Source organism: Clostridium sp. BSD2780061688st1 H5 (assembly GCF_005845155.1).
Taxonomy (GTDB): domain Bacteria; phylum Bacillota; class Clostridia; order Lachnospirales; family Lachnospiraceae; genus Claveliimonas; species Claveliimonas intestinigallinarum.
Genome location: NZ_SPGT01000005.1, coordinates 1 through 26470, shown reverse-complemented (window position 1 = coordinate 26470; position 26470 = coordinate 1). Strand labels below are relative to the sequence as shown.

The 26470-nt window shown below is 55.1% G+C and carries 18 protein-coding genes; 13 read left to right on the top strand and 5 right to left on the bottom strand.

What is annotated here, in order from left to right; genetic code table 11:
• The first annotated feature begins 28 nt into the window (after positions 1-28).
• From FGQ86_RS04510 to FGQ86_RS04495, 4 genes are read left to right on the top strand one after another with little or no spacing between them, the layout of a single operon-like run.
• Positions 29-985, top strand: a complete 957-nt coding sequence (locus FGQ86_RS04510) for a MoxR family ATPase (RefSeq protein ID WP_033126325.1) — start codon at positions 29-31, stop codon at positions 983-985.
• Positions 986-987: 2 nt separating this feature from the next.
• A complete protein-coding gene (locus FGQ86_RS04505) occupies positions 988-2037 on the top strand; it encodes a DUF58 domain-containing protein (RefSeq protein ID WP_138303079.1) in 1050 nt (349 codons plus the stop codon).
• Between the two features lie 13 nt (positions 2038-2050).
• Positions 2051-4126 carry a transglutaminase-like domain-containing protein gene (locus FGQ86_RS04500; protein ID WP_033126323.1) on the top strand — a complete coding sequence of 692 codons (2076 nt, stop codon included), beginning with the start codon at positions 2051-2053 and terminating at the stop codon, positions 4124-4126.
• A 58-nt stretch (positions 4127-4184) separates the two neighbouring features.
• Complete coding sequence (locus tag FGQ86_RS04495; RefSeq protein ID WP_138303078.1) at positions 4185-4835, top strand: HAD family hydrolase; 651 nt, start codon at positions 4185-4187, stop codon at positions 4833-4835.
• A gap of 109 nt (positions 4836-4944) precedes the next feature.
• Here FGQ86_RS04495 and FGQ86_RS04490 read toward each other — a convergent pair whose 3' ends face one another.
• The gene (locus FGQ86_RS04490; RefSeq protein ID WP_171031510.1) at positions 4945-6306 is read right to left on the bottom strand and encodes a CapA family protein; all 1362 of its coding nucleotides are present in this window, start codon (positions 6304-6306) and stop codon (positions 4945-4947) included.
• 238 nt (positions 6307-6544) lie between these two features.
• On the opposite strand from FGQ86_RS04490, the gene FGQ86_RS04485 reads away from it, so the two are divergent.
• Both FGQ86_RS04485 and FGQ86_RS04480 read left to right on the top strand, forming a co-directional pair.
• A complete protein-coding gene (locus FGQ86_RS04485) occupies positions 6545-8272 on the top strand; it encodes a [Fe-Fe] hydrogenase large subunit C-terminal domain-containing protein (RefSeq protein ID WP_033126320.1) in 1728 nt (575 codons plus the stop codon).
• Position 8273: 1 nt separating this feature from the next.
• The gene (locus FGQ86_RS04480) at positions 8274-9446 is read left to right on the top strand and encodes a SpoIIE family protein phosphatase (RefSeq protein ID WP_033126319.1); all 1173 of its coding nucleotides are present in this window, start codon (positions 8274-8276) and stop codon (positions 9444-9446) included.
• A gap of 77 nt (positions 9447-9523) precedes the next feature.
• Here the strand turns inward: FGQ86_RS04480 and aroA are convergent, their stop codons facing one another.
• Both aroA and FGQ86_RS04470 read right to left on the bottom strand, forming a co-directional pair.
• Positions 9524-10843: a 3-phosphoshikimate 1-carboxyvinyltransferase gene (gene aroA / locus FGQ86_RS04475; RefSeq protein ID WP_138303076.1), complete on the bottom strand. Its 1320-nt coding sequence runs from the start codon at positions 10841-10843 to the stop codon at positions 9524-9526.
• Complete coding sequence (locus tag FGQ86_RS04470) at positions 10830-11933, bottom strand: prephenate dehydrogenase (protein ID WP_033126318.1); 1104 nt, start codon at positions 11931-11933, stop codon at positions 10830-10832. The genes aroA and FGQ86_RS04470 overlap by 14 nt, the downstream gene beginning before the upstream one ends.
• A 239-nt stretch (positions 11934-12172) precedes the next feature.
• On the opposite strand from FGQ86_RS04470, the gene FGQ86_RS04465 reads away from it, so the two are divergent.
• The 6 genes from FGQ86_RS04465 to FGQ86_RS04440 all read left to right on the top strand — a co-directional run bounded on the left by FGQ86_RS04465 (position 12173) and on the right by FGQ86_RS04440 (position 21613).
• Complete coding sequence (locus tag FGQ86_RS04465) at positions 12173-14248, top strand: elongation factor G (RefSeq protein WP_138303075.1); 2076 nt, start codon at positions 12173-12175, stop codon at positions 14246-14248.
• A 231-nt stretch (positions 14249-14479) separates the two neighbouring features.
• Complete coding sequence (gene trkA / locus FGQ86_RS04460) at positions 14480-15841, top strand: Trk system potassium transporter TrkA (RefSeq protein WP_033126316.1); 1362 nt, start codon at positions 14480-14482, stop codon at positions 15839-15841.
• A gap of 12 nt (positions 15842-15853) precedes the next feature.
• Entirely contained in the window at positions 15854-17296 is a 1443-nt protein-coding gene (locus tag FGQ86_RS04455; RefSeq protein ID WP_033126315.1) for a TrkH family potassium uptake protein, read from the top strand.
• A gap of 21 nt (positions 17297-17317) precedes the next feature.
• Positions 17318-18922, top strand: a complete 1605-nt coding sequence (locus FGQ86_RS04450; protein ID WP_033126314.1) for a hypothetical protein — start codon at positions 17318-17320, stop codon at positions 18920-18922.
• An 83-nt stretch (positions 18923-19005) separates the two neighbouring features.
• Positions 19006-19938 (top strand): AEC family transporter, encoded by a 933-nt coding sequence (locus tag FGQ86_RS04445; protein ID WP_033126313.1) that lies wholly within the window; start codon positions 19006-19008, stop codon positions 19936-19938.
• A 46-nt stretch (positions 19939-19984) separates the two neighbouring features.
• The gene (locus FGQ86_RS04440; protein ID WP_138303074.1) at positions 19985-21613 is read left to right on the top strand and encodes a Na/Pi cotransporter family protein; all 1629 of its coding nucleotides are present in this window, start codon (positions 19985-19987) and stop codon (positions 21611-21613) included.
• Positions 21614-21724: 111 nt separating this feature from the next.
• Here FGQ86_RS04440 and FGQ86_RS04435 read toward each other — a convergent pair whose 3' ends face one another.
• Positions 21725-22147 carry a hypothetical protein gene (locus FGQ86_RS04435; protein WP_138303073.1) on the bottom strand — a complete coding sequence of 141 codons (423 nt, stop codon included), beginning with the start codon at positions 22145-22147 and terminating at the stop codon, positions 21725-21727.
• 83 nt (positions 22148-22230) lie between these two features.
• Complete coding sequence (locus FGQ86_RS04430; protein ID WP_138303072.1) at positions 22231-23634, bottom strand: alanine/glycine:cation symporter family protein; 1404 nt, start codon at positions 23632-23634, stop codon at positions 22231-22233.
• Positions 23635-23899: 265 nt separating this feature from the next.
• Here FGQ86_RS04430 and leuS point away from each other — a divergent pair, with 265 nt between their 5' ends.
• Entirely contained in the window at positions 23900-26326 is a 2427-nt protein-coding gene (gene leuS / locus FGQ86_RS04425; protein ID WP_033127117.1) for a leucine--tRNA ligase, read from the top strand.
• Positions 26327-26470: the final 144 nt, after the last annotated feature.

The window sequence follows — 26470 nt, the reverse complement described above, 5'->3', positions numbered from 1 at the left end:
ATACGAAAAAGGGGAGAGGGGATTTATAATGAATGGAGCATATCAGGAGGCAGCCTGGGGAGTCATCCGCGAGGTGGAGAAGGCTGTCGTTGGAAAAGACCAGGTGATAGAGAAGATCATGACGGCTATCCTGGCGGGCGGCCATATTCTGGTGGAGGATATGCCGGGCACCGGGAAGACGACAATGGCGCTGGCTTTCTCCAGGGCTATGGGACTGAAGGAGAAGCGAGTGCAGTTTACGCCGGATGTGCTGCCCTCTGATCTGACCGGATTTACCATCTATAAAAAGGAGCTGGAGAAATTTGTTTATCAGCCCGGAGCGGCCATGTGCAATTTCCTTCTGGCGGATGAGATCAACCGCACTTCGCCCAAGACCCAGTCCGCTCTTCTGGAGGTGATGGAGGAGGGGCAGGTGACTGTGGACGGCGTGACGAGAAAGACCGGCCGGCCTTTTATTGTCATGGCTACAGAAAATCCTGCAGGTTCAGCCGGAACCCAGCTGCTTCCGGACTCCCAGCTGGATCGCTTTATGATCTGTGTCACCATGGGATACCCGGATAAGGAAGATGAGATCGAGATACTCAAAAGGAATCAGAAGGGACGGCCGGCTGTCAGGACCAGCAATGTGTTCGGCCCGGATATTCTGTGCAAAATGCAGGAAGAGGCGGCAGATACCTATGTCCACGACCTCATCTATGGATATATAGCGGACCTTGTGGAGGCAACCAGAAGCCACGGCCTGATTTCCCTGGGTGTGAGTCCGAGGGGAGCGGTGGCCCTGGCGGCTATGAGCAGGGCCAGGGCCTGGCTGAAAGGGAGAAAATATGTTGTTCCTGAGGATGTGTCCGAAATTTTTGTTGACACAGCGGCCCACCGCATCCAGCTGTCGGCAAAGGCCAGAGTGGGACATGTCCGTCCGGCTGATCTTTTGAGACAAATCGAAGAGAAGGTGCCGGCGCCCTCCATCAGGATAAGGCGGGGATAAATATGGTGCTTCGGATCATTTTGTATGCAGTGGCTGTGGTTTTTACCGGCTATCTGTTTTTTATACTGAACGATACAGTGGTGACGACCGTTCTGATCCTGGAGATCCTCTATCCGGCCGCTGCCTGGTTTTTCCTTGCGGGGGCGAAAAGAGCGGTGGAGGCGCGCCTCGGCTTTGTGCCGGATATGGGGGAAAAGGGGCAGGAGATAGAGGTGCCTGTCCTTGTAAAGAGCAGATATCGGTTTCCTGTCAGGTGTCGGGTCAGCCTACGCGCAGGCAGCCGTTTTCTCCCAGGCAGAAGGCAGCGTGTTTCCTGTTATCTTGTCCCTGGCAGGACGAGAAAGCTTTCGGTCAGGATCCGGGCGGAGCTGAGCGGACGATTGGAGGTCGAACTGACCGGTCTGGTTCTGTGGGATTGGCTGGGGATATTCAAGAGGACTGTGAGGGCAGAAAGCCTGAAGGCAGTGGGCATCTGGCCGGATATGGAGCTCCTGCCGGTGGAGGTGACGAGGAGAACAAGAGAATTTCTTGCAGATGCGGATGAGTACTCTGAGGAGAGGAGCGGGGACGACCCGTCCCAGATTTATCAGATACGGGAGTACAGGCCCCAGGATCCGGCGCGGAACATCCACTGGAAGATTAGCGCCAAGGAGGATGCTGTGATGGTGAAGGAAAACAGCTTCCCTCTGGGGACAGCTGTGCTGGTGCGGATTGACTTCCAAAAGAGCCGGAAAATGGCAGAGGATCTCGACCATATCCTGGGGAGCGCCGCCTCTCTTTGCTTTTCTCTGACAGAGGTCAAATGTGTGCATATGGCTGCCTGGCCGGAGGAGAAAAACCGCCGGATCGTGAAACGGAGGGTGGACAGCGAGGAGAGTCTCTACGAACTGCTCTGGAGTCTGATGGAGATGGAGCCTGTCAGCGACAGAGAGCTGGCGGACGCCTGCTGGGAGGAGGCATTCAGGGGCGTCTGGTTCAGCACAGTCCTGACGATCGACAATGGGGGAGACATTCTCGTCGACGGAGAGAGGCAGGAGCTGCTGCAGGTCTGAGAGGGGGAGAGAGATGAAAAGAGAAAAGGTCAAACATATGTCTGTGAAAGGCGGAGCATCTCTTTTTGCTCTGCGTATCTTTGTGACCTGTCTGGCGGCAGCAGCCTGGTGGGAATGTCTTTTTTCTGTCTTTCCCGGGATGGTGGTGAGTAGAAGCTGGCTGTATGGCGCCGGACTTGTGCTGGCTGTCATCATTGGCGGGGCTGTGTCCTGCCCGCGGCGTAAAGTGGCAGTGCCGGCTGTGATACTGGCTGCGGCTCTTCTGTGCTGGAGATTTTTTTATGTGATACAGGGGGCGGCGGCCCATCTTGTCAACGCCTATCTGGCGGTACACCAGGAGAGAGGGTTTGAAGTCCGGTTCTGGGAGGAGGGGAGCCTTTCAGCCGGGACGCTGGCAGTTGGCACAGCGGTGCTCGTCTGTGTGCCTCTTCTTACGATCCTGCTTCTGGTGATCCGGTGGGGAAGAGGAAAGCTGGTAGCCGTGCTGATCCTCTTGCTTCCCGTACTGGCAGCTATACTGGAAGGAGCTTTTCCGTCTGCCTGGGCGACCTGGATGCTGATTGTGACAGGGGGCTGCTATCTCACTGCCGCGGGAGCGGGAGGAAGAGACATGGCAGGTCCGGCCGGCGCTGCCTGGGCGGGAACCGCTATCGCTGCGGTGACTCTCCTCGTGCTGGGAGGAGTGTCCGTGCTGGCAGGCAGAGCGGCAGATGTGATCCGCCTGGAGGAAGACGGCTTTTACAGTCAGACCAGGCAGGCGATCCAGACCGGAGTCGTGGATAATCTGAATGCCGTCCGGCTGCGCATGGAAGGTCAGGATGAAGAGGCAGACGACAGACCGGAGGAAGAAGAACAGCTGCCGCGGGAAAGGGAGGAAGACAGAGCGGAAGTGGCTGCAAAGGAGGCTCCTTCCGCTTCGGATGAGCAAAGTGAGACGCCCGGAGATAGCGGGGCTGGTACTCTTCCTTGGGACACAGAAGCGGACGGGATGACCGACCTGGCGTCAGTTGCCAGGTTTTCGCCAGACGGGACGGCAGCGGTGGATGTGAGGCTGGAGGAGGCTCCTTACGGAACCGTCTACTATCCCCTCCGATGGGGCGGCGCTTACACAGGGCAGTCGTGGGAGGAGACGTCCGGTGAGGATGGAAGAGATAGTCTCTTTCTCTCCTGGCCGGAGGGACTGGATCGTCTGGAGGAGCTGTGCGCCTCTTGGCCGTCAGATACAGTGGAGGAGGCAGAAAAACAGATTGACAGAGAGTTGACGCAGAAGGCTGTCTATGACACGGAGCCGGGAAGAACACCGACAGGGGAAGATTTCGCGGAGTATTTTGTGTTTGAGAGTGAAAGAGGATTCTGTGTGCATTTTGCCACAGCGGCTGTCCTTATGTACAGGATGATGGGATACCCTGCCAGATATGTGGAGGGCTACGCTGTCCCGGCCTCGGCCTTTTCCAGGCAGGCGGACGGGACCTATCTGGCGGTGGCGGACGGGACCATGGGGCACGCCTGGTGTGAGACATTTGAGGATGGAGAGTGGACAGTGCGGGAGCACACTCCTGCTTCCGATGGGAGCGCTTCACCAGGCAGTGAGACGCAGACAGCTTCTGACAGCGCGTTGCGGCACGGGCAGGCGGGCGACCAGGAGAAGGCCGGGCCAGGTGCTATGCGGATCGCGGGAAGGGCGGCTCTCCTTCTGGCTATAGTGGGATGCGTCATAGGCGCATTTTTCCTGCAGGCAGCAGTCCGCAGAAAAAGGCGGCTGCGCGTCCTGGGAGGAAGAAACAGAACAAAAGCGGTGGAGGCCATCTACGGAACGATCTATGACAGGAGCCGTACGATGGGGATGAAGGAGAGCAGCCCCCTGAGAGAGGAGACCTGCCGGCGCATGGCGGATATGTGGGACAGTATTAAGGAGCAGGAGATGAGATGGCTGTATCAGCTTGTGCTGGAAAGTATGTTTAATGAGAAACGTCCGTCTGCCCGGGAGTACAGGAAAGCGATGGACATATACAGGAAGACGGGGGCGGAGATGTACAGTCGGCTGCGGGGATGGCAGAGATGGAAGTATAAATATATCTGGTGCCTCTGACGCCTGGCTGCGAGGCCTGGATATAGCAAGAGGGAAGCAGGGAACAAGGAGGAAGAAAATGAAAGAGTACAAATACATTCTGTTTGACCTTGACGGCACGGTGACAGACCCGGGGGTTGGCATCACAGGCTCTGTCATGTACGCCCTGAAGGGCTTTGGAATCGAGGAGACAGACCGGACCAAGCTGTACCGCTTTATCGGGCCGCCGCTTGCGGACTCCTTCCGGGATTTTTACGGCTTTACCCCGGAGGAGGCAAGGAGAGGCATTAAGCTGTACCGGGAGTACTATAAAGACCGGGGCATTTTCGAGAACAAGGTTTATGAGGGCATGGAGGAGATGCTGGCGGAACTGAAGCGCAGGGGGAAAACGCTGGTGCTGGCCACGTCTAAGCCGGAGTACTTTGCCCGGCAGATACTGGAGCATTTTGGCCTGACCAGATACTTTGCCTATGCGGCAGGGGCTACCATGGACGAGACAAGGGTAGGCAAAGACGAGGTCATCGCCTACGCCATGGACTGCTGCAATATAACGGATCCGGCCCAGGTGCTGATGGTGGGAGACCGGTTCCACGATGTGGAGGGGGCCAGGGCAAACAGCGTGGACAGCCTGGGTGTTCTCTACGGATATGGAAGCAGGCAGGAGCTTTCGCAGGCCGGGGCGGACTACCTGGCAGAGACAGTGGAAGACATCTTGACAATTATAAAATAGAAGAAATAAAAGAAAATGCACTGTCGCATGTGGGAGGATTTCCCACGCGGGCAGTGCATTTTTCTTTGGCATTATTTTCTTATATGGCGTCTTCCCATATGGCATTTTTCTATATGGCGGATTTCAGGGGCAGCGCGGCTTTTACCTTCTCCACGCCCTCTCCGATGATGGCCTGGGTCCTGGCGGCGGACTCGTCCGCCTCAGCCTTGATGCCGGAAAGTCCGGTGGTCTCCTCCAGGGAGGAGGTGTCATTTACCGGGAGGACCGCGAAGGCGGCGCCGGCATCGGTCTCATAGCGGTACGTCCACATGGGAGTGAAGGCCGCGTCTGTGAGTGTGACCTTTCCCTTCTTGTCGCTGGAGAGAGTCAGTGTCAGCAGGTAGCTGTCCTCTGTCTCGCCGGTGGGCATTTCCGCCTGCATGTATTCGCTGCGCTGGTTGGAGAGGAAATTTCCGATGGCGTAGCAGCAGAGCATCTGGTGCTCCCCGTCCGATGAGGTGAGTACGTCTACCGGCTGGATCACGTGGGGATGGCTGCCGATGAGGGTGTCGATGCCCATATCGCAGAGCCTTTGGGCCATATCTGTCTGTTCCTGGGACTGCTGGGTCTGATACTCTGTGCCCCAGTGCATGTAGGCGATGGTGTACTGGACGCCCTCCTCCTTCATGGCGGCCAGTGAGGCCTCCACCTCGCTGTAAAATACATCCGGATTGCTGGGATCAAAGGAGTTGATAAGAGGAGCGACTGCGTCAGACAGGGCAATACCGTTGATGGACTTGGAGCCACTCCCGGCGGTGGTCTCGTACACATAGCTGAGCACGCCCACTTTGATGCCGTTTACATCGACTACATTGTATTTCTTGTGGTCTTTATCCGGCCGGGTGCCCATGTACTGGAGATTTTTCTGGCTCAGGACCTCCATGGTGCGGGAAAGTCCCTCGTCCAGCCCGTCGTACACATGGTTGCTGGCCAGGTTGACCATGTCAAATCCGTCTGCGGCCAGCGCGTCAGCCAGCGCGTCCGGGGCCTTGAACATGGGATAGCCGCTGTACCCGGCCTCCTCACCGGCCAGGGAGGTCTCCATGGTGACTGTGGAGAAATCAGCCGACTCAAGGAGCGGGCGGCAGTGGTCGAATATAGATGTGTAATCGTAGGTGCCGTCCGACGAATTCAGATACACGCCTGACTCCAGAAAGGGCAGGTGAAAGACAATATCTCCCGCCGCTGTCCAGGTGACAGTGGACGGCGTATAAGTCTGAGCCTGGGCGCTGACAGGCTCCGCTTTCCCGTCATCTGCCTTTTTTGCGCCTGACGGAAAGAAGACAGACAGGAGAGCGGCAGCCGCGATGCCGAGGATAATGGTGACAAAGACGAAAAGAAAGAATTTCTGGTCATTTTTCCTCCGGGAATGAGTTCTGGAGCGCCGTACCTCCTGGACAGCCCGCTCCCTGGCCTCCTGGGCCTGTTGCATTTCCCGGGCTTTTTTTCTGTGGTTTTCAAATTCAGACATCTTTTTTGTTTGAACCGATATTTTGCGATGGAAATACCGGCTCCCCTCCCTCTTATGTAATACTTATATTGTACGTCTGCTTCTGTATAAAAACAAGTCCTGTGGGGTGCTGATTTCAGCCTTTTTCGTTGCCCTGCCTGCACCCGGGATGCTATAATATGCATAAATATGGAAAGAGCGCTGTAAAAGGAGGGCAAAGGTGAGAGTTATAGATTTTAAGGATGCAAGCTGCCGTCACTGCTATAAATGTGTGCGGCACTGTGAGGTGAAGGCGATCTCCGTGCAGAATGAGCAGGCCCACATCATGAAGGATCACTGTATCAACTGCGGCCACTGTCTGGAGGTCTGTCCCCAGAACGCAAAGAAGTTTGCCAGCGATATGGACAGGGTACGTGGATATCTGCGCCAGGGAATGAAGGTGATCATCTCCATTGCGCCCTCCTACCTGGGGGTGCTGGACTACGAACGCCCGGGACAGGTCGTCTCAGCTCTCAAAAAGCTGGGATTTTACGCAGTCAGGGAGACAGCTGAGGGGGCGGCTCTTGTGACGGCCGAGTATCAGAAGCTGCTGCGGGCCGGGGAGATGACCAATATCATCACTACCTGCTGCCCCAGCGTCAATGACCTGATCGAGAAATATTACCCGGAGCTGGTGCCTCTGATGGCGCCTGTGGTGTCCCCCATGATCGCCCACGGGCGGCTGATCCGGCAGATCTACGGGGAGGATGTGAAGGTGGTCTTCCTGGGACCCTGCATTGCCAAGAAGGCGGAGGCCGAGGGGGACGAGCGGGTGAGCGGAGCGGTGGACGCCATCCTGACCTTTGAGGAAGTGGTGAAGTGGTGGGAGATGGCGGGGATTCATGTGTCTGCCTGCGAGGATGAGCCCCTGGCAAATCCCTGCCCTATGGTCAATCAGCTCTACCCGGTGGGGGGAGGCATCATCCACTCTGTGCTGGCAGGACCGGGAGCACCCCTGGAGGGGCAGGGGGGCTACTACAAGGTGGCTGTGGACGGCCTGTCAGCCTGCATGGAGCTTTTTGAGGAGCTGAAAAAAGGGGAGATACAGGGCTGCTTTTTTGAGGTAAACGTGTGCGAGGGGGGCTGCGTCAAGGGACCTGCCTCAGACAAATGGAACCGCTCTGCGGTCCGGGCCAAGATGGACGTGGAGAGGCATGCGGTAAAGCGGGGGCCGGCAGAGGAGACCAGCGGAACCAATGTAGACATGCACAAGACTTTTATGGACCGCCGAGTGGAGGATCCGGCGCCAACGGAGGAGCAGATGGAGGATGTGCTCCGGGCCATGGGAAAATACACGAAGTCCGATGAGCTCAACTGCGGAGCCTGTGGCTATCCCAGCTGCCGGGCCAAGGCCACGGCCGTTTTCCAGGGGAAGGCGGAGATCGGCATGTGCCTTCCCAACGCGGTGGCCCAGGCGGAGTCCATGTCCAATGTCGTCATGGACGTGACGCCCAGCATGATCCTCATTGTGGACAGCCAGATGCGGATACGGGAGTGCAACAAAAAGGCTCTGAAGATTCTGGAGGTCTCCAGGGAGGAGGCGCTGGAGCGGTACATATTTGAGTTTATCGAGTCGGACGATATAGATCAGGTGCTGGATACGAGGGAGCCAATCATCCGGAAGAAAATTCGCCTGGAGCCTGCTGGTCTGCCTGTGGTGGAGAGCATCATTTACATAGACAGGCTGGAGTCTGTGCTTGTCACCTATCAGGACGTGTCCAGGGAGGAGAAGGCGAAGGAGCAGCATTACCACCTGAAAATGGAGACAGTGGAGATGGCCCAGAAGGTTATTGACAAGCAGATGATGGTGGCGCAGGAGATTGCCGGGCTCCTGGGGGAGACAACGGCGGAGACCAAGGTGACCCTGTCCAAGCTGCGGGACTCCATTTTGTTTGAAGAGGAAGATTGATATGAGTGTTTGTCTGGATATTTCGTGGAAAAGCCTGAATAAACATAATGAAGAGCTGTGCGGCGACAAGGTGGAGGTGCTGCACACAGAGAATGCAGATATTGTGATCCTGGCAGACGGCATGGGAAGTGGCGTGAAAGCCAACATACTGGCCACTCTCACTTCCAAGATACTGGGGACCATGTTTTTGAACGGAGCGTCCATTGAGTCCTGCGTGGAGACCATTGCCCGCACGCTGCCCATCTGCCAGGTGCGTCAGGTAGCCTATGCGACCTTCAGCATCCTCCAGATCTTTCATGATGGCAATGCCTATCTGGTGGAATTTGACAATCCGTCCTGCGTCTTTGTGCGGGATAAGAAGATCGTGGACTATCCCTATGAGGAGCGCTTTATAGAGGACAAGAAGATACGGGAGTACCGGTTTCAGGTGAAGATCAATGACTGCTTTGTCCTCATGAGCGACGGAGTGATCTACGCCGGAGTGGGGGAACTGCTCAATTTCGGCTGGACATGGAAGGACATGGCCCAGTACACCCTGAAATGTACAAAGGAGACCCTGTCCGCCTCACGGCTTGCGGCCATGCTGTCCCAGGCCTGCTATGACCTGTACGGGGAAAAGCCCGGGGACGACACCACGGTGGCTGTGGTCAGAGTCATCGAGAGACAGGTAGTCAACATTTTCACAGGGCCGCCTACCAACAAGGAGGATGACGAGCAGCTGATCTGCGACTTCATGAAGAGCGAGGGGAAAAAGGTGGTCTGCGGCGGGACCAGCGCCAATATCGCCGCCCGCGTTCTGAAAAAAGAGATCGTCACTTCCGTGGACTACGCGGATCCATCAGTTCCGCCCACAGCCTCCATCGAGGGGCTGGATCTTGTGACAGAGGGCGTGCTGACCATCGGGAAGGCTCTCAGTATCCTGAAAAAGTACGAGCAGGATGAATTTGACGAGGAGTTTTTCAATGAGCTGGATGCGAAAAACGGGGCCTCAATGCTGGCCAAGCTCATTATAGAGGAGTGCACGGACCTCCACCTTTTTGTGGGGAAGGCCCTGAATCCGGCCCACCAGAACTCCAATCTGCCCTTTGACCTGAGCGTCAGGATGAACCTGGTGGAGCAGCTGAAGGACTGCGTTCAGAAGCTGGGGAAGAATGTAAAGGTCAGATATTACTAGACAATTGACACAATAGTACACCGGTTAACGTAGATGCAGACGTAATACTTTTAAAAAGTATTACGTCTGAAATTGCATTAGTTGAAATAATCATAGAACCCAGGGAAGGAAATGTCTACACAATTGGCGTCCCTGATGCGGGTCTCACCGCTGGCGGCGAGACCCGCCACGGCGAAGGACATGGCGACGCGGTGGTCAAGGTAGCTGTCGAGGACGGCGCCGTGGAGAGATTTGCCGCCCCGGATGATCATGCCGTCGTCTGTGGGAGTGACGTCACAGCCCATGGCCCGCAGGTTGGCGGTGACAGTGGCGATGCGGTCGCTCTCCTTGACCTTCAGCTCTGCTGCGTCCCGGATCACAGTGGTTCCATCGGCAAAGGCGGCCAGAACTGCGGCCATGGGCAGCTCGTCAATGAGGGTGGGGATCAGGCCGCCCTCTATAGTGACACTGTGGAGGGAGCTGTGTTTTACGAGAAGATCGGCGGATGGTTCGCCGCCGGCCTGCCGCTCGTTCAGGAGGGTAATATCCCCGCCCATGTCGCGGCAGACTGAAAGAAAGCCCGCCCGGGTGGGATTGATGCCCACATTTTTGATGAGCAGGCTGGAGCCCGGTACCAGGAGGGCAGCGGCAATAAAGTAGGCTGCGGAGGAAATGTCCCCGGGCACCACAATGTCCTGGGCGAACAGCTCCCGGCAGGGCCGGATGGACGCCGTGGCCGTGCCGTCCTCATTTGTAATAGAAGAAACATCTGCCCCGAAGCCCTTCAGCATCAGCTCTGTGTGGTTCCTGGAGAGGGCGGGCTCCGTCACGGAGGTGGGTGAGTCCGCGTACAGACCGGCCAGCAGGATGGCAGATTTTACCTGGGCGGAGGCCACCTTAGTAGTGTAGTGGATGCCGTGGAGCTGCCCCGGCTCAATGGCGAGGGGCGCGCAGCCGTTTCCCTTGACGCTGCGTATCCGGGCTCCCATCTGGGATAGGGGCTCCATGATCCGTTTCATGGGACGGGTGTTCAGGGAGGAGTCCCCGGAGAGGAGGGAGGGGAAATCCTGTCCCGCCAGGATGCCGGAGATGAGCCTTGTGGTGGTGCCGCTGTTTCCTGTATCCAATACAATTGATGCCGCCGGCTCCTGCTGCCCCTTCAGTCCCCTCAGCCCTCTCCCGTGAACCGTCACCTGTCCCGGGGCGGCCTCCACGTCGATCTGGACGCCCAGCCGACGGAAGCAGTCAATGGTGGAGAGGCAGTCCGCCCCCATGAGGAAATTCCGGATGCGGGTGGTGCCTTTGGCGATAGCGCCGAACATGACTGCCCGGTGGGAGATGGACTTGTCTCCGGGCACGGTGATCTCCCCGTTAAATGGCCGCCCGGCCGGGCGGATGATCCTGCTATTGTCTCTCATAGACGATATACCTGTATTTCTGCAGAAGCTCAGCCGCCTTCCGCGAGGAGGCGTCGTCATAGAACTCGATCCGCAGAACCCCTTCTTCAAATTCTCTGTTGTGCACAATACCTATATTCTTGATGTTGATGTTGTTGGACGCAAGAATAGTGGCGATGGTGGCAATTCCGCCCGCCTCGTCGATGATGTCGCAGTACACCGCGAACACCTTCTTGATGGGGCCCGAGGATCCTCCCGGGATGGAGTTGCGGTAATTCCTGGAGCTGTCAAAGAGCTGGTACAGCGCCTGCTCGTCCCCCTCATCCACAGCCTTTTTGGCCTCCACCAGCATATTGATATACCGCTGCAGGATGACGGAAATATTTTCCCTGTTGTTCAGGCAGATGTGCTGCCACATGGTGGGAGAGGAGGAGGCGATCCTTGTGATGTCCTTAAAGCCGCCCGCTGCCAGCTGCTTCATGAGCTCATCCTTTGTGTCCGTGTCCCGCACCAGGCACACCAGGCTGGCGGCGATGATGTGGGGCAGGTGGCTGATGGTGCCGGTGATCTGGTCGTGCTGCCGGTAGTCCAGCACAACGGGAAGCGCCCGCAGGCTCTCAACAAATGCCTCAAACGCTTCCACCTTTGCCTGTTCCACCTCCTCGGTGGGAGTCAGGATATAGTAGGCGTTCTCGATGAGCATGGCCTTGGAGTTGGCGTAGCCGCTCTTCTCCGAGCCGGCCATGGGGTGGCCGCCGATAAAGTATTTTCCAAGCCCCATCCGCTCCACCTCTCTGTGGATGCTGGTCTTCACGCTGCCCACGTCTGTCAGGACGCAGTCCTCATTAAGAAACTGGGAGACCTGCTTTAGGTAGGCGTTGTTGTAGGAGACAGGGGCGCACAGGAAAATATAGCTGCACCCCCGGAAGCTGTCGTCAATGTGGGTGGCCGCCACGTCGATGACCGACTCCTGGGTGGCCAGGGCCAGCGTCTCCTTGTTTTTGTCAAATGCGGTGATGGTGTAATCGGGATAGTACTGCCGGATGGCCTTCGCGATGGAGCCGCCGATGAGTCCCAGTCCGATAAAACCAATTTTTTTCTTCTGATCCATGTACTGTCAAATTCCTCTCTGTAAGCTGAAGCCGCCCCGTTTCATTCTTTGCTCCGGGAGAAGTCGCCTGTCCGCCTGTGAGCAGGCTTATGCGGCTGTCTGCTAAAAATTTTACTACGATTGACAGAAGTTGTCAAAAGAGTATTGAATTTGTAAAACTTGCATGAAAGAGTTGTAAAATCAGAAAATTTTTAGTACAATATACCCATGAGATTTTACAAACGCAAGGAGGCAGCTATATGAAGGTTTACAGAACGGACGAAATCAGAAACGTGGTCCTTTTGGGACATGGAGGAAGCGGAAAGACAAGCCTTGTGGAGGCTATGGCTTACGTCTCCGGTGCTATCAGCCGTATGGGAAAAGTAACGGACGGCAACACCATCAGCGATTTTGATAAAGAGGAGCAGAAACGTAAATTTTCCATCAGCACAACACTGGTGCCCATCGAGTGGGAGAAGGCTAAGATCAATGTCCTGGACACGCCGGGATATTTCGACTTTGTTGGCGAGGTAGAGGAGGCAGTCAGCGCGGCGGACGCGGCGGTCATCGTTGTTTCCGGCAAGGCCGGCGTGGAGGTCGGCACGGAGAAGGCCTGGGAGCTGTGTGACAAGTACAACCTGCCCCGCATGGTCTATGTGACAGAGATGGACGTGGACGACGCCAGCTTCCGCGAGGTCGTGCAGCAGCTCACAGACCGCTACGGCAAGGTGATCGCGCCCCACTTCCAGCCCATCCGCGAAAATGAGAAGCTGGTAGGCTATGTCAATGTCATCAAGAACGCTGGACGCCGGTACACAGGCATCGGCCAGAGAGAGGAATGCGAGATCCCGGACTACTGCAAGCCCAACCTGGAGATATACAGGGAAAAGCTTCTGGAGGCCGTGGCGGAGACAAGCGAGGAGTTCATGGAGCGGTACTTTGCGGGCGAGGAGTTCTCCGTGGAGGAGATCCGGGCCGCCATGCGCACAGAGGTCATGGACGGGGATATCGTTCCGGTGGCTATGGGCTCCAACATCCAGGCCCAGGGCGTTGCCAACCTGCTGTCCGACATCGTCCGCTTCTTCCCCAGCCCGGACTGCAGAAAATGCGCCGGACTGAACCGGACCACCAACGAGATCTTTGAGGCTGACTACAATTTCTCCGCGCCCAAGAGCGCTTACGTCTTCAAGACAATGGTGGATCCGTTTATCGGAAAATATTCCTTCATCAAGGTGTGCTCCGGCGTGCTGAAGGGGGATGACACTCTCTACAACACCTCCTCTGACACAGAGGTGAAGTTGGGCAAGATCTACACCATGAACGGCAACAAGCCGGTGGAGGTGAGCGAGATGTTCGCGGGGGATATCGGAGCCATCGCCAAGCTGCCCAACACCCAGACAGGAGATACTCTCTCTGCCAAGACAACCCAGGTTGTGTACAGCAAGACCGACTACTCCAAGCCCTATACATATATGAAGTATGTGGTGAAGAACAAAGGCGATGAGGACAAGGTGTCCCAGGCTCTCCAGAGGATGATGGCAGAGGATGTGACGCTGAAGGCTGTCAACGACAGTGAGAACCGGCAGAGCCTTCTCTACGGCATGGGCGACCAGCACCTGGAGATCGTGGCCAGCAAGCTCCTCTCCAGATATAAATGTGAGATTCTCCTGGAGACCCCGAAGGTTGCTTTCCGGGAGACAATCCGGAAGAAATCAGACGTGGACTCCAAGTACAAGAAGCAGACAGGCGGACATGGCCAGTATGGACATGTCAAGATGCGCTTCGAGCCCTCCGGCGACCTGGAGACCCCCTATGTATTTGAGGAAGAAGTTGTGGGAGGCGCTGTGCCAAAGAACTACTTCCCTGCTGTGGAAAAGGGACTTCAGGAGTCTGTTCAGAAGGGGCCCTTGGCCGGATATCCGGTGGTGGGCGTCAAGGCAGTGCTCTACGACGGCTCCTACCACCCGGTAGACTCCTCTGAGATGGCCTTCAAGACAGCCACCATTCAGGCCTTCAAGAAGGGCTTTATGGAGGCCGATCCGATCCTTCTGGAGCCCATCGCGTCTGTGAAGGTTACAGTGCCTGACGAGTACACAGGAGACATTATGGGTGATCTGAACAAGAGGAGAGGCCGTGTGCTGGGCATGAACCCGGTCAGCGGCGGACGCCAGGTCATTGAGGCGGACGTGCCCATGACAGGTATGTTCGGCTACTGCACAACCCTCCGCTCCATGACAGGAGGCCGGGGTACATACGAGTACGCTTTTGCCCGCTATGAGCAGGCGCCTCACGATGTGCAGGAGGCGGAGATCGCCAAGAGGGCAGCGGAGGAATAAGAACACGCTCTTATCTATAGAAGCTTTTCCGCGAAATCATAGATAAAATGCAGGTGTGAAAATAGCACAAAAAGAGGCCGGGGCGGCATACATTTTTTTGTGATGTATGCCGCCCTTTTCATGCCTGTTTCCGTATTGCAGAGCAGATACAAAAGTGCTATAATCCTGTTGCTGTATATCGGAAATGTACAGAGGTTCTAAAGAGAATATGGGAAAAAGAGGTATAAAAAGGTGAAGATAGTTATCATTGGCGACGGAAAGGTGGGGCATAAGCTGTGCGCCCAGTTGTCTGAAGAGGATTATGATATCGTATTGATCGACCAGAACGCAGGGAAGCTGAAGAAAGCCCTGAACCGCATGGACATTTTCTGCATCACCGGCGACGGCGCGAATGTGGAGGTGCAGAAGGAGGCGGACGTGCCTCACGCTGACCTGGTCATTGCCTGTGCATCCACAGACGAGCTTAATATGCTGAGCTGTCTGCTGGCGAAGAGACTGGGGGCAAAGCACACCATTGCGAGGGTCAGAAATCCTGTTTATTACCGTCAGATAGGACTCCTGAAAGAGGACCTGCATCTGAGCATGGCAGTCAATCCGGAGCTGGCTGTGTCCCACGAGATTGCCAGGGTGCTGCTCTTTCCGGACACAAGTAAAGTGGAGACGTTTGTAAAGGGCAGAGTGGAGCTTGTCGAATTCTGCGTGCGCGCTGACAGCAGGCTGAAGGACCTGTCCCTGGCAGATATATACAGAAAATACCAGATCCGTATCCTTGTCTGTGCCGTGCGCAGAGGCAAAGAGGTCTTCATCCCCAACGGTGACACAGTCCTTGAGGAGGGCGACCGGATCCACATTGCAGCCACCCACAGAGAGCTTGAGAACTTCTTCAACGCCCTGGGCAAGAGGACAGGGAAGGTCAAGAACGTCCTCATCTGCGGCGGGGGAGGTGTCAGCTACTACCTGGCTCACCAGCTGCAGCACAGCAGGATGCATGTGAAGATCATCGAAAAGGATTATGCAAGGTGCGAAAAGCTGACAGAGCTCCTCCCCGAAGCAACCATCATCCACGGAGATGCCACCGACCACGACCTTCTCCTGGAGGAGGGGATCGAGAGTGCGGACGCACTGGTGGCGCTGACCGGGATGGATGAGGAGAACATTATCATGGCGCTGTTTGCCAGGACCCAGAACGTGCCGAAGATCATCGCAAAGGTCAACGAGGATTCCCGGGCGCAGATGGTGGAGGGGCTGGGCATTGACAGCATCGTGTCCGCCAAGAGCGTGACGGCGGATGCCATCCTGAGCTATGTGCGGGCCAGGAGGAAATCCATCAAGAGCGCCAATGTGGAGACCCTGTACCGCCTTGTGGAGGGCAAGGTGGAGGCCCTTGAGTTCCTGATCCGTCAGGAGTGCGAGTACACGGACGTGCCGCTCAAAGAGCTTCCCACAAAGCCGGAGTATCTGATCGCCTGCATCGGGCGGAAGGGAAGGATCATCATCCCCGGAGGAGATGACCGGATACAGGCGGGGGACAGTGTTGTCATTGTCACGACAGAGCGCGGGACAGAGGACTTAAGAGAGATGTTCCGCAGATAGAGGTAGACAGATATGAACAAAAAAATGATTTTACATATCCTTGGGAAAATGATGGGGGTAGAGGCTCTTTTGCTTCTGCTCCCGGCCTTTGTGGGACTGCTTTACGGAGAGGCCTGTGCGGTCTGGTTTGTCGTCACGGCGGCGGTCCTGTTTGTGTTCTTTCTCATGACAGGCCTGAAAAAGCCGCAAAATCCAGGGCTTTACGGGAAAGACGGGCTGTTTATCGTGTCCTCGGCCTGGATACTCTGGTCCCTCTTCGGGGCCCTGCCCTTTTTCCTGTCCGGCTCCATACCAAACTATATGGACGCGTTCTTCGAGACCGTGTCCGGATTCACAACGACAGGCTCCACCATCCTGAGGGATGTGGAGGTGCTGCCCCGCTGTATGACCTTCTGGCGGAGCTTTACCCACTGGGTGGGAGGCATGGGCGTGCTGGTCTTTGTCATGGTGCTGACAAATCTGGACAAACAGAGCTCTATCCATCTGATGAGAGCCGAGGTGCCCGGGCCGGAGAAGGATAAGCTGGTACCCAAAGCCAGAGAGACGGCCCAGATACTGTACGGCATGTATTTTGTCCTTACCGTGATCCTTGTCATCCTCCTGATGGCGGGCGGCATGAACCTGTTCGACTCCCTGATCCACGCCTTCGGCACAGCCGGAACCGGTGGATTTTCCAACTACGCGGACAGCGTGGGACATTTTGACAGCGCCTATCTGGACGGGGTTATCACCGTGTTTATGATCCTTTTTGGCGTCAATTTCAACCTGTACTTTTTTATGGTGCTCAGAGACTTTAAGCCGGTCTTCAAAAATGAGGAGCTGCGGGCCTATCTTGTGATCATCGGCGGCGCTATCGCGGCTATTACCGCCAACACCTGCCACCTGTACGGCTCTGTCCTGGAGGCATTCCGCTATGCGGCCTTCCAGGTGGCCTCCATCATCACCACCACCGGCTACGCCACGGCAGACTACACCCTCTGGCCCGTGTTCTCCCAGAGTGTCCTTGCGGCTCTGATGATCCTGGGAGCCTGCGCCTCATCCACAGGAGGCGGCATCAAGGTGTCCCGCCTTCTGATCTCCCTGAAGAGCATCTGGAAGGAGGTCAAGCAGATGGCCCATCCCAAGTCTGTCAATGTGGTGCGCCTGAGCGGGAAAAAGCTGGGGGAGGACACGATCCACAACGTGTACATCTACCTGATGGCCTACGGCTTCATTGCCATTGTTTCCGTCCTGCTCGTGTCCCTGGACAACTTTGACTTTACCACAAATGTAGGCTCTGTCCTGACCACCATTGGAAATGTGGGCCCGGGACTGAACCTGACAGGGCCTGTGGGAAGCTTTGCGGACTACTCCCTGTTCTCAAAATTTGTATTTTGTATTGATATGTTGGCCGGAAGGCTTGAAATATTCCCCTTTTTGATGTTATTCTCATATATGTGGAGAAAGAAATTCTAACTCCCTCAAAAAGGAGGAATTATGAAAAAGAGTAAAAAGATCATTCTGGGTATTGCGCTGGTGCTTCTTGCAGGTATCTACTATTATATTGCGCTGCCGGCAGTCAATATCCATTCTTCGGACACCTGGTTTTTCCTTCTCTTCCTGCTGGTGGTCCTCGCGGTTGCTTATGCCGCGAGGAAACGGCTGGGGAGAGGGGAGATCAGAAAGTCCCGTCCTATGAAGTTTTTCCTTGGACTGATCCTGGGTGTGGGCATCGTATATCTGGCCGGAACACTGCTATCTTCCCCTGTCATCAACGCAAAGAAATATCAGCAGCTTATGACAGTGGAGGAGGGCGATTTTGCGGAAGATATAGAGGAGCTCTCCTTTGACAAGATCCCGCTCCTTGACAAGGATTCAGCGGAAATCCTGGGAGACAGGAAGATGGGGAGCATGGTGGACATGGTCTCCCAGTTTGAGGCGGATGACATCTACAGCCAGATCAACTACCAGGACCGTCCTGTCAGAGTCACACCGCTGAAATACGCCAGCCCCATCAAATGGCTGACGAACAGGTCGGAAGGGATCCCGGCCTACATCCTCATTGACATGGCCAGCCAGAACACGGAGCTTGTAAAGCTGGATGAGGGGATCAAATATTCCACGAGCGAATATTTTAACCGGAATATCTACCGTCATCTGCGGTTTGCTCACCCCACTTATATCTATGGGGAGCTGAGCTTTGAGATAGACGAGGAGGGGGTGCCCTACTGGATCGCCCCGGTGAAAAAATTCAATATCGGCCTTTTTGGCGGGGAGACGGTAGGAAGAGTAGTCCTCTGCAATGCCATCACGGGAGAGACGACCACCTGTGATGTGGAGGACGCGCCTCAGTGGATCGACAGAGTGTACTCGGCTGACCTTCTGGTTGATCTTTTTGACTATTACGGCACACTGAAGCACGGATTTTTCAACAGTATCCTGGGACAGAGAGACTGCCTGCAGACAACAGAGGGATATAATTATCTTGCGATGGACGATGACGTGTGGATGTACACGGGTGTGACCTCCGTCAACGGTGATCAGTCCAACGTGGGGTTTGTCCTTGCAAACCAGAGGACCATGGAGACCAAGTATTACGAGGTGGAGGGCGCCACCGAGCAGGCGGCCATGGACTCGGCAGAGGGGCAGGTACAAAATCTCAAGTACCAGGCAACCTTCCCGCTGCTGCTGAATATAGCGGATGAGCCCACCTATTTTATCGCTCTGAAGGACGACGCCGGACTGGTGAAAAAGTACGCCATGGTCAATGTGCAGAAATACCAGATCGTGGCCATCGGGGACAGCGTCAGCGAGTGCCAGGAAAACTACCGTGAGCTCCTGGTGAGCAATGGCATCAAAGAGGAAGAGGAGGCTGAGGTGGCTGAGACTATGACAGTCACCGGTGTGATCACCCGGATGGCGGAGGCTGTGGTGGACGGCAACTCCCACTACTACGTCATGGTGGAGGGCTCCGAAGAGATCTTCGATGTGCCGGTGGCGGACTGCCTGGATATCATCCGGTACCAGGAGGGGGACAGTGTCACCCTGGAGTACCAGGAGGGAACGCCGGCCAACACAGTTACGGCCGTGAAGCAGCAGTAGGGATTTTGGCGCGGAGGATGCACGATAAAGAGCTTTGCGATAAAGAATTCATTACAAAGGAGAAGTGAGATGAAAGAGACACCATGGAGATAAGCATACTGCTGGCAGAGCAGATCGCAGTCCTGTTCCTCATGGGCCTGGTGGGCTTTCTGACAGTGAAATCAGGAAAATTTAAAGAGGAGGACAGCAGGATCATCTCCAACATGGTGGTGTATATCTGCTCCCCCTGTGTGGTCATCAACGCGTTTCAGATTGATTTTACATCAGATAAGCTGATGGGCTTCCTGCTGGCGGGGGCGGCCTGCATCCTTGTCCATATCATACTGATCGGAGGGGGGCGGCTCCTGGCGGGGCCTCTGCACTTTAACGGGATCGAGAAGGCGTCTGTGGAGTACAGCAACGCGGGCAACCTGATCGTTCCCCTTGTGTCCGCGGTGCTGGGAGAGCAGTGGGTCTTCTACACCACCGCGTACATTATCGTGCAGACGATCCTGATCTGGACTCACGGACAGTCCGTGATCTGCCAGGGACAGGAGAAGAACTGGAGGAAGATCCTCCTCAATCCGAACATCATAGCGATTGTCATCGGGTTTATCCTCTTTGCCACCGGTATTCGCCTTCCCTATATCGTTGGCGAGTGTGTCGGCGGTTTTGGGGACATGATCGGCCCGGCCAGCATGCTGGCGGTGGGCATGATCATCGGGAATGTGGACCTGGGATGGGTGTTCCGGCAGAAGAGGCCCTACTTTATCTGCTTTATACGCCTGGTCTTCTTTCCGGTCATAGCTATACTGATTTTTACCTTCAGCGGGGCAGTGAGCCTGCATCAGGATGCGGAGTACATCCTGATGGTAGTGCTCCTGGCCACAAGCGCGCCGGCGGCGGTCATGGTGACACAGCTGGCCCAGATCCACGGCAGGGACGCCCGATACGCCAGCGTGATCAATGTCATGTCCGTGATCTTCTGTATTGTTACGATGCCTCTGATGGTGCTTCTCTATGAGGCGCTCATCTGACAGGCTTTGTATAAAAATTTGAAAAAACAAAGGATGGAAAAAAGAAATGGGAATTACAGAGGTTTTGCAGCTGCTTGGGGGTCTTGCTCTCTTCCTGTACGGTATGCAGATGATGAGTACCGGCCTGGAGACGGCAGCGGGAAACAAAATGAAGACGATCCTGGAGAAGCTGACATCGAACCGTTTTAAGGGCGTCATTGCGGGAGCTATCATCACAGCGGTGATCCAGTCCTCCTCGGCGACCACGGTTATGGTAGTGGGATTTGTGAATTCAGGACTTATGACACTGAGACAGGCAGTGTGGGTAATCATGGGTGCCAACATCGGTACCACCATCACAGGACAGCTCATTGCGCTTGACGTGGGAGCTCTGGCGCCCTTCTTCGCCTTTGTCGGCGTTGCCTGTATCATGTTTGTGAAAAAGGAAAAGGTAAAGCATATCAGCGAGGTTATCGCGGGCTTTGGCGTTCTCTTTATCGGTATGGATATGATGGGAAATGCCATGGTGCCCCTCCAGAGCTCCGAGGTGTTCATCAACTTTATGACCACCTTCTCCAACCCGCTGGCAGGCATCGCCATGGGAGCTGTGTTCACAGCTATCATCCAGTCCTCCTCCGCCTCCGTCGGCATCCTGCAGGCGCTGGCGACAGCGGGACTGGTGCCCCTGCACAGTGCGGTATTCATCCTGTTTGGGCAGAATATCGGAACCTGTATCACGGCTGTGCTGGCCTCCATCGGAACGAGGACAAACGCGAAGCGGACCACCATCATCCACCTCATGTTCAACATTATCGGTACCACGATATTTACGATTATCTGTATCGTGACGCCCTTTGTTGACTTTATGGCCACCACAGCGCCGAACAACCCGGCGGCCCAGATTGCCAATGTGCACACCACCTTCAACGTAGTGACGACCCTGCTCCTCCTTCCATTTGGAACCTATATGGCCAGCCTGGCGGAGAAGATCCTGCCGGAGAGCGAGAAGGAGAAGGACGAGATCAAGCGGCTCAAGTACATTACGCCCTTTGAGACCAGCTACCAGGTAGGTCAGGCAGCCATTGTCCAGGCTCAGGTAGAGCAGGAGGTGGGCCGCATGACAGGCATGGTGCGCCAGAATATTGAGGACAGCTTTGAGTCCCTGCTGAAGGGGGATGTGAGCAAGAGTGAGGAGATCGATGAGAGGGAAGAGTACATTGACTATCTCAATGTGGAGATATCCAGGTACATTGTCCACGTCATGTCCTCCGGGTCGGCCAGCCAGGATCTGAAAAATATCAGCGGCTACTACACAGTGGTAGGCAACCTGGAGCGGATCGGCGACCACGCCATGAATATTGCCGGATATGCGGTAAACCTGAAAAAATGGGGGCAGACCTTCTCGGAGGATGCCTTGGGTGAGCTGAAGAAAATGCGGGATATGTGCCTGAAGACGCTGGATGATATCCAGAACTTTACAAACGGGCAGAAGGATCATATCCTTCAGAAGACGGCCCAGAATGAGCAGAAGATCGACGACATGAGAGACGATTACAGAGACAGGCAGGTGGCCCGTATGCAAAAGGGAACCTGCCAGGCGGATACCGGCATTATTTACTCCGAGATCCTCACCGACTTTGAGCGGATCGGCGATCACGCCCTCAATATCGCCCAGAAGTACAACGAGATCGCATAGGCGGCTGGTATAGAAAAGAAGATAAAAAGACAAAAAAGGAGCTTCGGTCCAGTTTTGAAAACTGTTCCGAAGCTCTTTTTTCCTTCGCTCAGAATAAATTCCCCGGCTTTGTTAGTTTAATACCTTGCAGTCGGTCAGATCCACATCTGAAAGCTGATTCTTGTCAGCGCTGATGCTCACATAGAAATCAATGCCGCACTGAGAGGAGATCTTTTTCAGACGATCCACAAACTTCGGCATATCCTCCGCCTTGATGTGGTCCCTTTTAAGGATGCCGTCGATGAAGATGCACTCTACATCGTGGTTGGCGCTGTACATGCCGTAGAGAAAGCCTATGTACTCGTCAATGTTTGTGATAGCCTCGTAATCGTCCATGCATACAACACGAATGTCGAACGTCACGCTGCTTGTGTCACGGTGGCTGTTTTTAATAAAAACTACGTTGCCGTTACATGCCTTTGCCTGCTGATTTGCAAGCTCGATCATCTGCTGGGTCTTACCGCTGCCTTTGGGTCCTGTCAATAAATTTACCATGGGAAACACTCCTTTTTTTATGTATTTGACATACGTATTTTTCTTAACATTTATTATACATGAATTTAATCAGATACACAATATCAATTCCAGAAATCTGTCTTATCCGCAAGCTGAATGTAGGCAGCGTGGAAGACAGGATTTTTTCCCTCTCGTTTCTGCCTGGTGTAGTCCTTCAGGCACCGCAGAGCCGGACCGGCCAGGATGATGATGACTGGAAGGTTGATGAGCGCCAGAAAGCCCATGATGACATCCGCCGTACTCCAGGCCACGCTGAACTCCATGAGGGAGCCGCCGAAGACCACGACAGTGGCGAAGATCCGGAAGAAGAACAATATTTTTTTTCCGGGCTTCTTGTCGCAGAGGTAGCCAAGGCCCATCTCCGCGTAGAAATAGTTGCCGATCAGGGTTGTGAAGGCGAACAGGAACAGGGCGATGGTGATAAAGGTGGTGCCGAAGCTTCCCAGAGTTTCGGCCGCGGCTGTTTGTACCCAGGGCATGCCCTTCAGCTCATCACTTGGAGCTACGCCGGAGCAAAGGAGCATAAAGGATGTGGCAGAGCAGATCACGATGGTATCAATGAACACGGAGAGCATCTGTACAAGCCCCTGCTTGACAGGGTGGGAGACGGAGGCGCTGGCGGCCGCATTAGGGGCGGAACCGACGCCGGCCTCATTGGAGAAAAGTCCTCTCTTGATACCCTGCATGATGCAGGAGCCTGTAAAGCCGCCAAAGATGGCCTGGAAATCAAAGGCGTTTGTAAAAATATCCACGAACATCTTCGGTATCAGGCTGAAGTGTGTCACAACGATGAAGAGGGCTACTGCCAGATAGAAGATACCCATGACAGGGACAAGTATACCGGTGATCTTTGAAATCTGCGTGCTTCCGCCGAATATACAGATACAGAAGATGACTGCCAGTATGCCACCGATGACGTAGGGAGTAGTCGTCTCGTTAAAAAAGCCGTATGCCCTGAAGGAGTCGGTTATGTTGAAGGAGGCCACCATGTTGAAGCCCACCATGTAGGTGAGGATCAGGAATACGGCAAAGACGGCTCCCAACCAGCGCTTTTTCAGCGCGGCCTGGATATAGTAGGCGGGGCCTCCGTAGCAGGTACCGTCCTGGGCCTTCCTTTTATAGATCTGTGCCAGAGTGCTCTCAATGAAGGCTGAGGCGCTTCCCAGCAGAGCCGTCAGCCACATCCAGAAGACAGCTCCCGGACCGCCGATGCAGATGGCGGTGGAGATGCCGGCAATATTTCCCGTTCCTACTCTGGAGGCCGTGGAGACCATCAGAGCCTGGAAGGAGGAGAGCCCGTCCTCGCTGTCCTTTGGTTCCATGACGACCCGGATCGCTTCCCGCAGCAGGCGGAACTGTACGCCCCGTGTCCGGATGGTGAAATAGATGCCGGTTCCAACCAGAAGGACGATCAGAATGTAGGTGTACAGCAGGTCACTTAAACTGTTGATAATCTGTGCAAACATGTTTGCCCCTCTCTTTCTCATATTTTTATCTTTTGTGTCTGTGTGGTGAAAATAAAGTCGGATATCTGCCCTCAAAGCCAAGACCTCAGCCATGTTGAAAAGGGAGTGGCAGACTCCTATATCATATCTCAGAAAAAGGGGGTTTGTCCAGCAAAATTTCCCGATAAAATGCACAAAATCCGAAGTGAAAACTTGACAGACAATCTTCCTATGGTAAAATTAGAAATAGTGTACATTTACGCAAAGTATTTAGGAGGAATGAACAATGGCAGTACCTTATAACCATAAGGCGATCGAGAAGAAGTGGAGGGAAAACTGGGAGAAGAACCCGGTGAATACCAAGGTAGATAAGAACGGCAACAAGCGTGAGAAATATTACTGTCTGGACATGTTCCCGTACCCATCAGGAAACGGGCTCCATGTAGGACACTGGAGAGGGTATGTGATCTCCGATGTGTGGAGCAGATACAAGCTTCTCCAGGGCTACTATATCATCCATCCCATGGGCTGGGACGCCTTCGGCCTTCCGGCTGAGAACTACGCCATCAAGATGGGCGTACACCCGGCCAAATCCACAGCTGAGAACATCAAGCACATCAAGGAGCAGATCAACCAGATCGCGGCTCTCTATGACTGGGATATGGAGGTCAACACCACAGATCCGGAGTTCTACAAGTGGACACAGTGGATCTTTGTGAAGATGTTCAAGGCGGGGCTCGCCTATGAGAAGGAGTTCCCCATCAACTGGTGTCCCTCCTGCAAGACAGGTCTTGCCAATGAGGAGGTTGTCAACGGAAAATGTGAGCGCTGCGGCACAGAGGTGACAAAGAAAAATCTACGCCAGTGGATGCTGCGGATCACAAAGTACGCGGAGCGTCTTCTGAACGACCTGGACAAGCTGGACTGGCCGGAGAAGGTTAAGAAGATGCAGACAGACTGGATCGGAAAGTCCTACGGAGCAGAGGTGGATTTCCCGGTGGAGGGAAGAGAGGAGAAGATCACGGTCTACACTACTCGCCCCGACACTCTGTACGGCGCTACCTTCATGGTGCTGGCTCCGGAGCACGCCCTGGCGGCTTCCCTGGCCACACCGGAGAACAAGGAGGCTGTGGACAAATACATCTACGAGGCTTCCATGAAGTCCAACGTGGACCGTATGCAGGACAAGGAGAAGACAGGTGTGTTCACAGGGACATACGCCATCAACCCGCTGAACGGCGCCAAGGTGCCGATCTGGCTCTCCGACTATGTGCTGGCTGACTATGGTACAGGAGCCATCATGTGCGTGCCTGCCCACGATGACCGTGACTTTGAGTTCGCAAAGAAATTTGACATTCCCATCATCCAGGTTATCTCCAAGGACGGGAAAGAGATCGAGAATATGACAGAGGCCTACACAGAGGCGTCCGGAGTCATGATCAACTCCGGCGAGTGGAACGGCATGGAGTCCTCCGTGCTGAAGAAGGAAGGCCCACACATTATAGAAGAGAAGGGAATTGGCCGCGCTACTGTCAACTACAAGCTGCGCGACTGGGTATTCTCCCGCCAGCGCTACTGGGGTGAGCCCATCCCCATCGTGCACTGCCCGGACTGCGGCGCCGTGCCCGTTCCGGAGGAGGAGCTTCCGCTGCGGCTGCCGGATGTGGAGTCCTATGAGCCCACAGGAACCGGCGAGTCACCGCTGGCTGCCATCGACGAGTGGGTAAACTGCAAGTGTCCGGTCTGCGGAAAGCCGGCCAAGAGAGAGACAAACACTATGCCCCAGTGGGCTGGATCCTCCTGGTATTTTCTCCGCTACGTGGACAACCACAATGACAAGGAGCTGGTTTCCAGGGAGAAGGCAGACGCCCTCCTGCCGGTGGACATGTACATCGGCGGTGTGGAGCACGCGGTGCTTCACCTCCTGTACTCCAGATTTTATACAAAGTTCCTCTGCGACATCGGCGTGATCGACTTTGACGAGCCCTTTACCAAGCTGTTCAACCAGGGCATGATCACAGGAAAGAACGGTATCAAGATGAGCAAGTCCAAGGGGAATGTGGTGTCCCCGGACGACCTTGTCCGCGATTACGGCTGCGACTCCCTGCGCATGTACGAGCTCTTCGTGGGACCTCCGGAGCTGGACGCAGAGTGGGACGACAGGGGAATTGACGGTGTGTACCGTTTCCTCAAGAAAGTCTGGAACCTGCTGCAGGACAGCAAGGACAAGGATATCAAGGCCACAAAGGAGATGCTCAAGGAGCGTCACAAGCTGGTCTACGACGTGACAACGCGTCTGGAGAACTTCAGCCTGAACACGGTCATCTCCGCGTTCATGGAGCACACCAACAGCCTGGCCGCCATCGCCAAGAAAGAGGGCGGCGTGGACAGGGAGACCATGGAGACAATGGCTGTTCTCCTGGCGCCCTTCGCTCCTCACATGGCAGAGGAGATGTGGGAGGAGCTGGGCCACACAGAGACTGTCTTCCACGCAGGATGGCCGTCCTACGATGAGGATGCCATGAAGGACGACGAGGTGGAGATCGCTGTCCAGGTCAACGGAAAGACAAGGGCAGTGGTAGCTCTTCCGGCGGACATATCCAAGGAGGATGCCATCGCGAAAGGCAAGGAAGCTGTAAAGGATAAGCTGACCGGCAATATTGTGAAGGAAATCTATGTGCCGGGAAGGATTATCAATATTGTGCAGAAATAAATGTAATAAATATTTAAAAGCATAAAAGGGAAAATGGCGCAGGTAATGGAAACATTATCTGCGCTGTTTTGTGTGCCCGGCGGGCACACGTTCTAACGGGTGAAAGTCCCTGACCCGCCCGGCAGTGGGAAGGGTGCAGCTAAT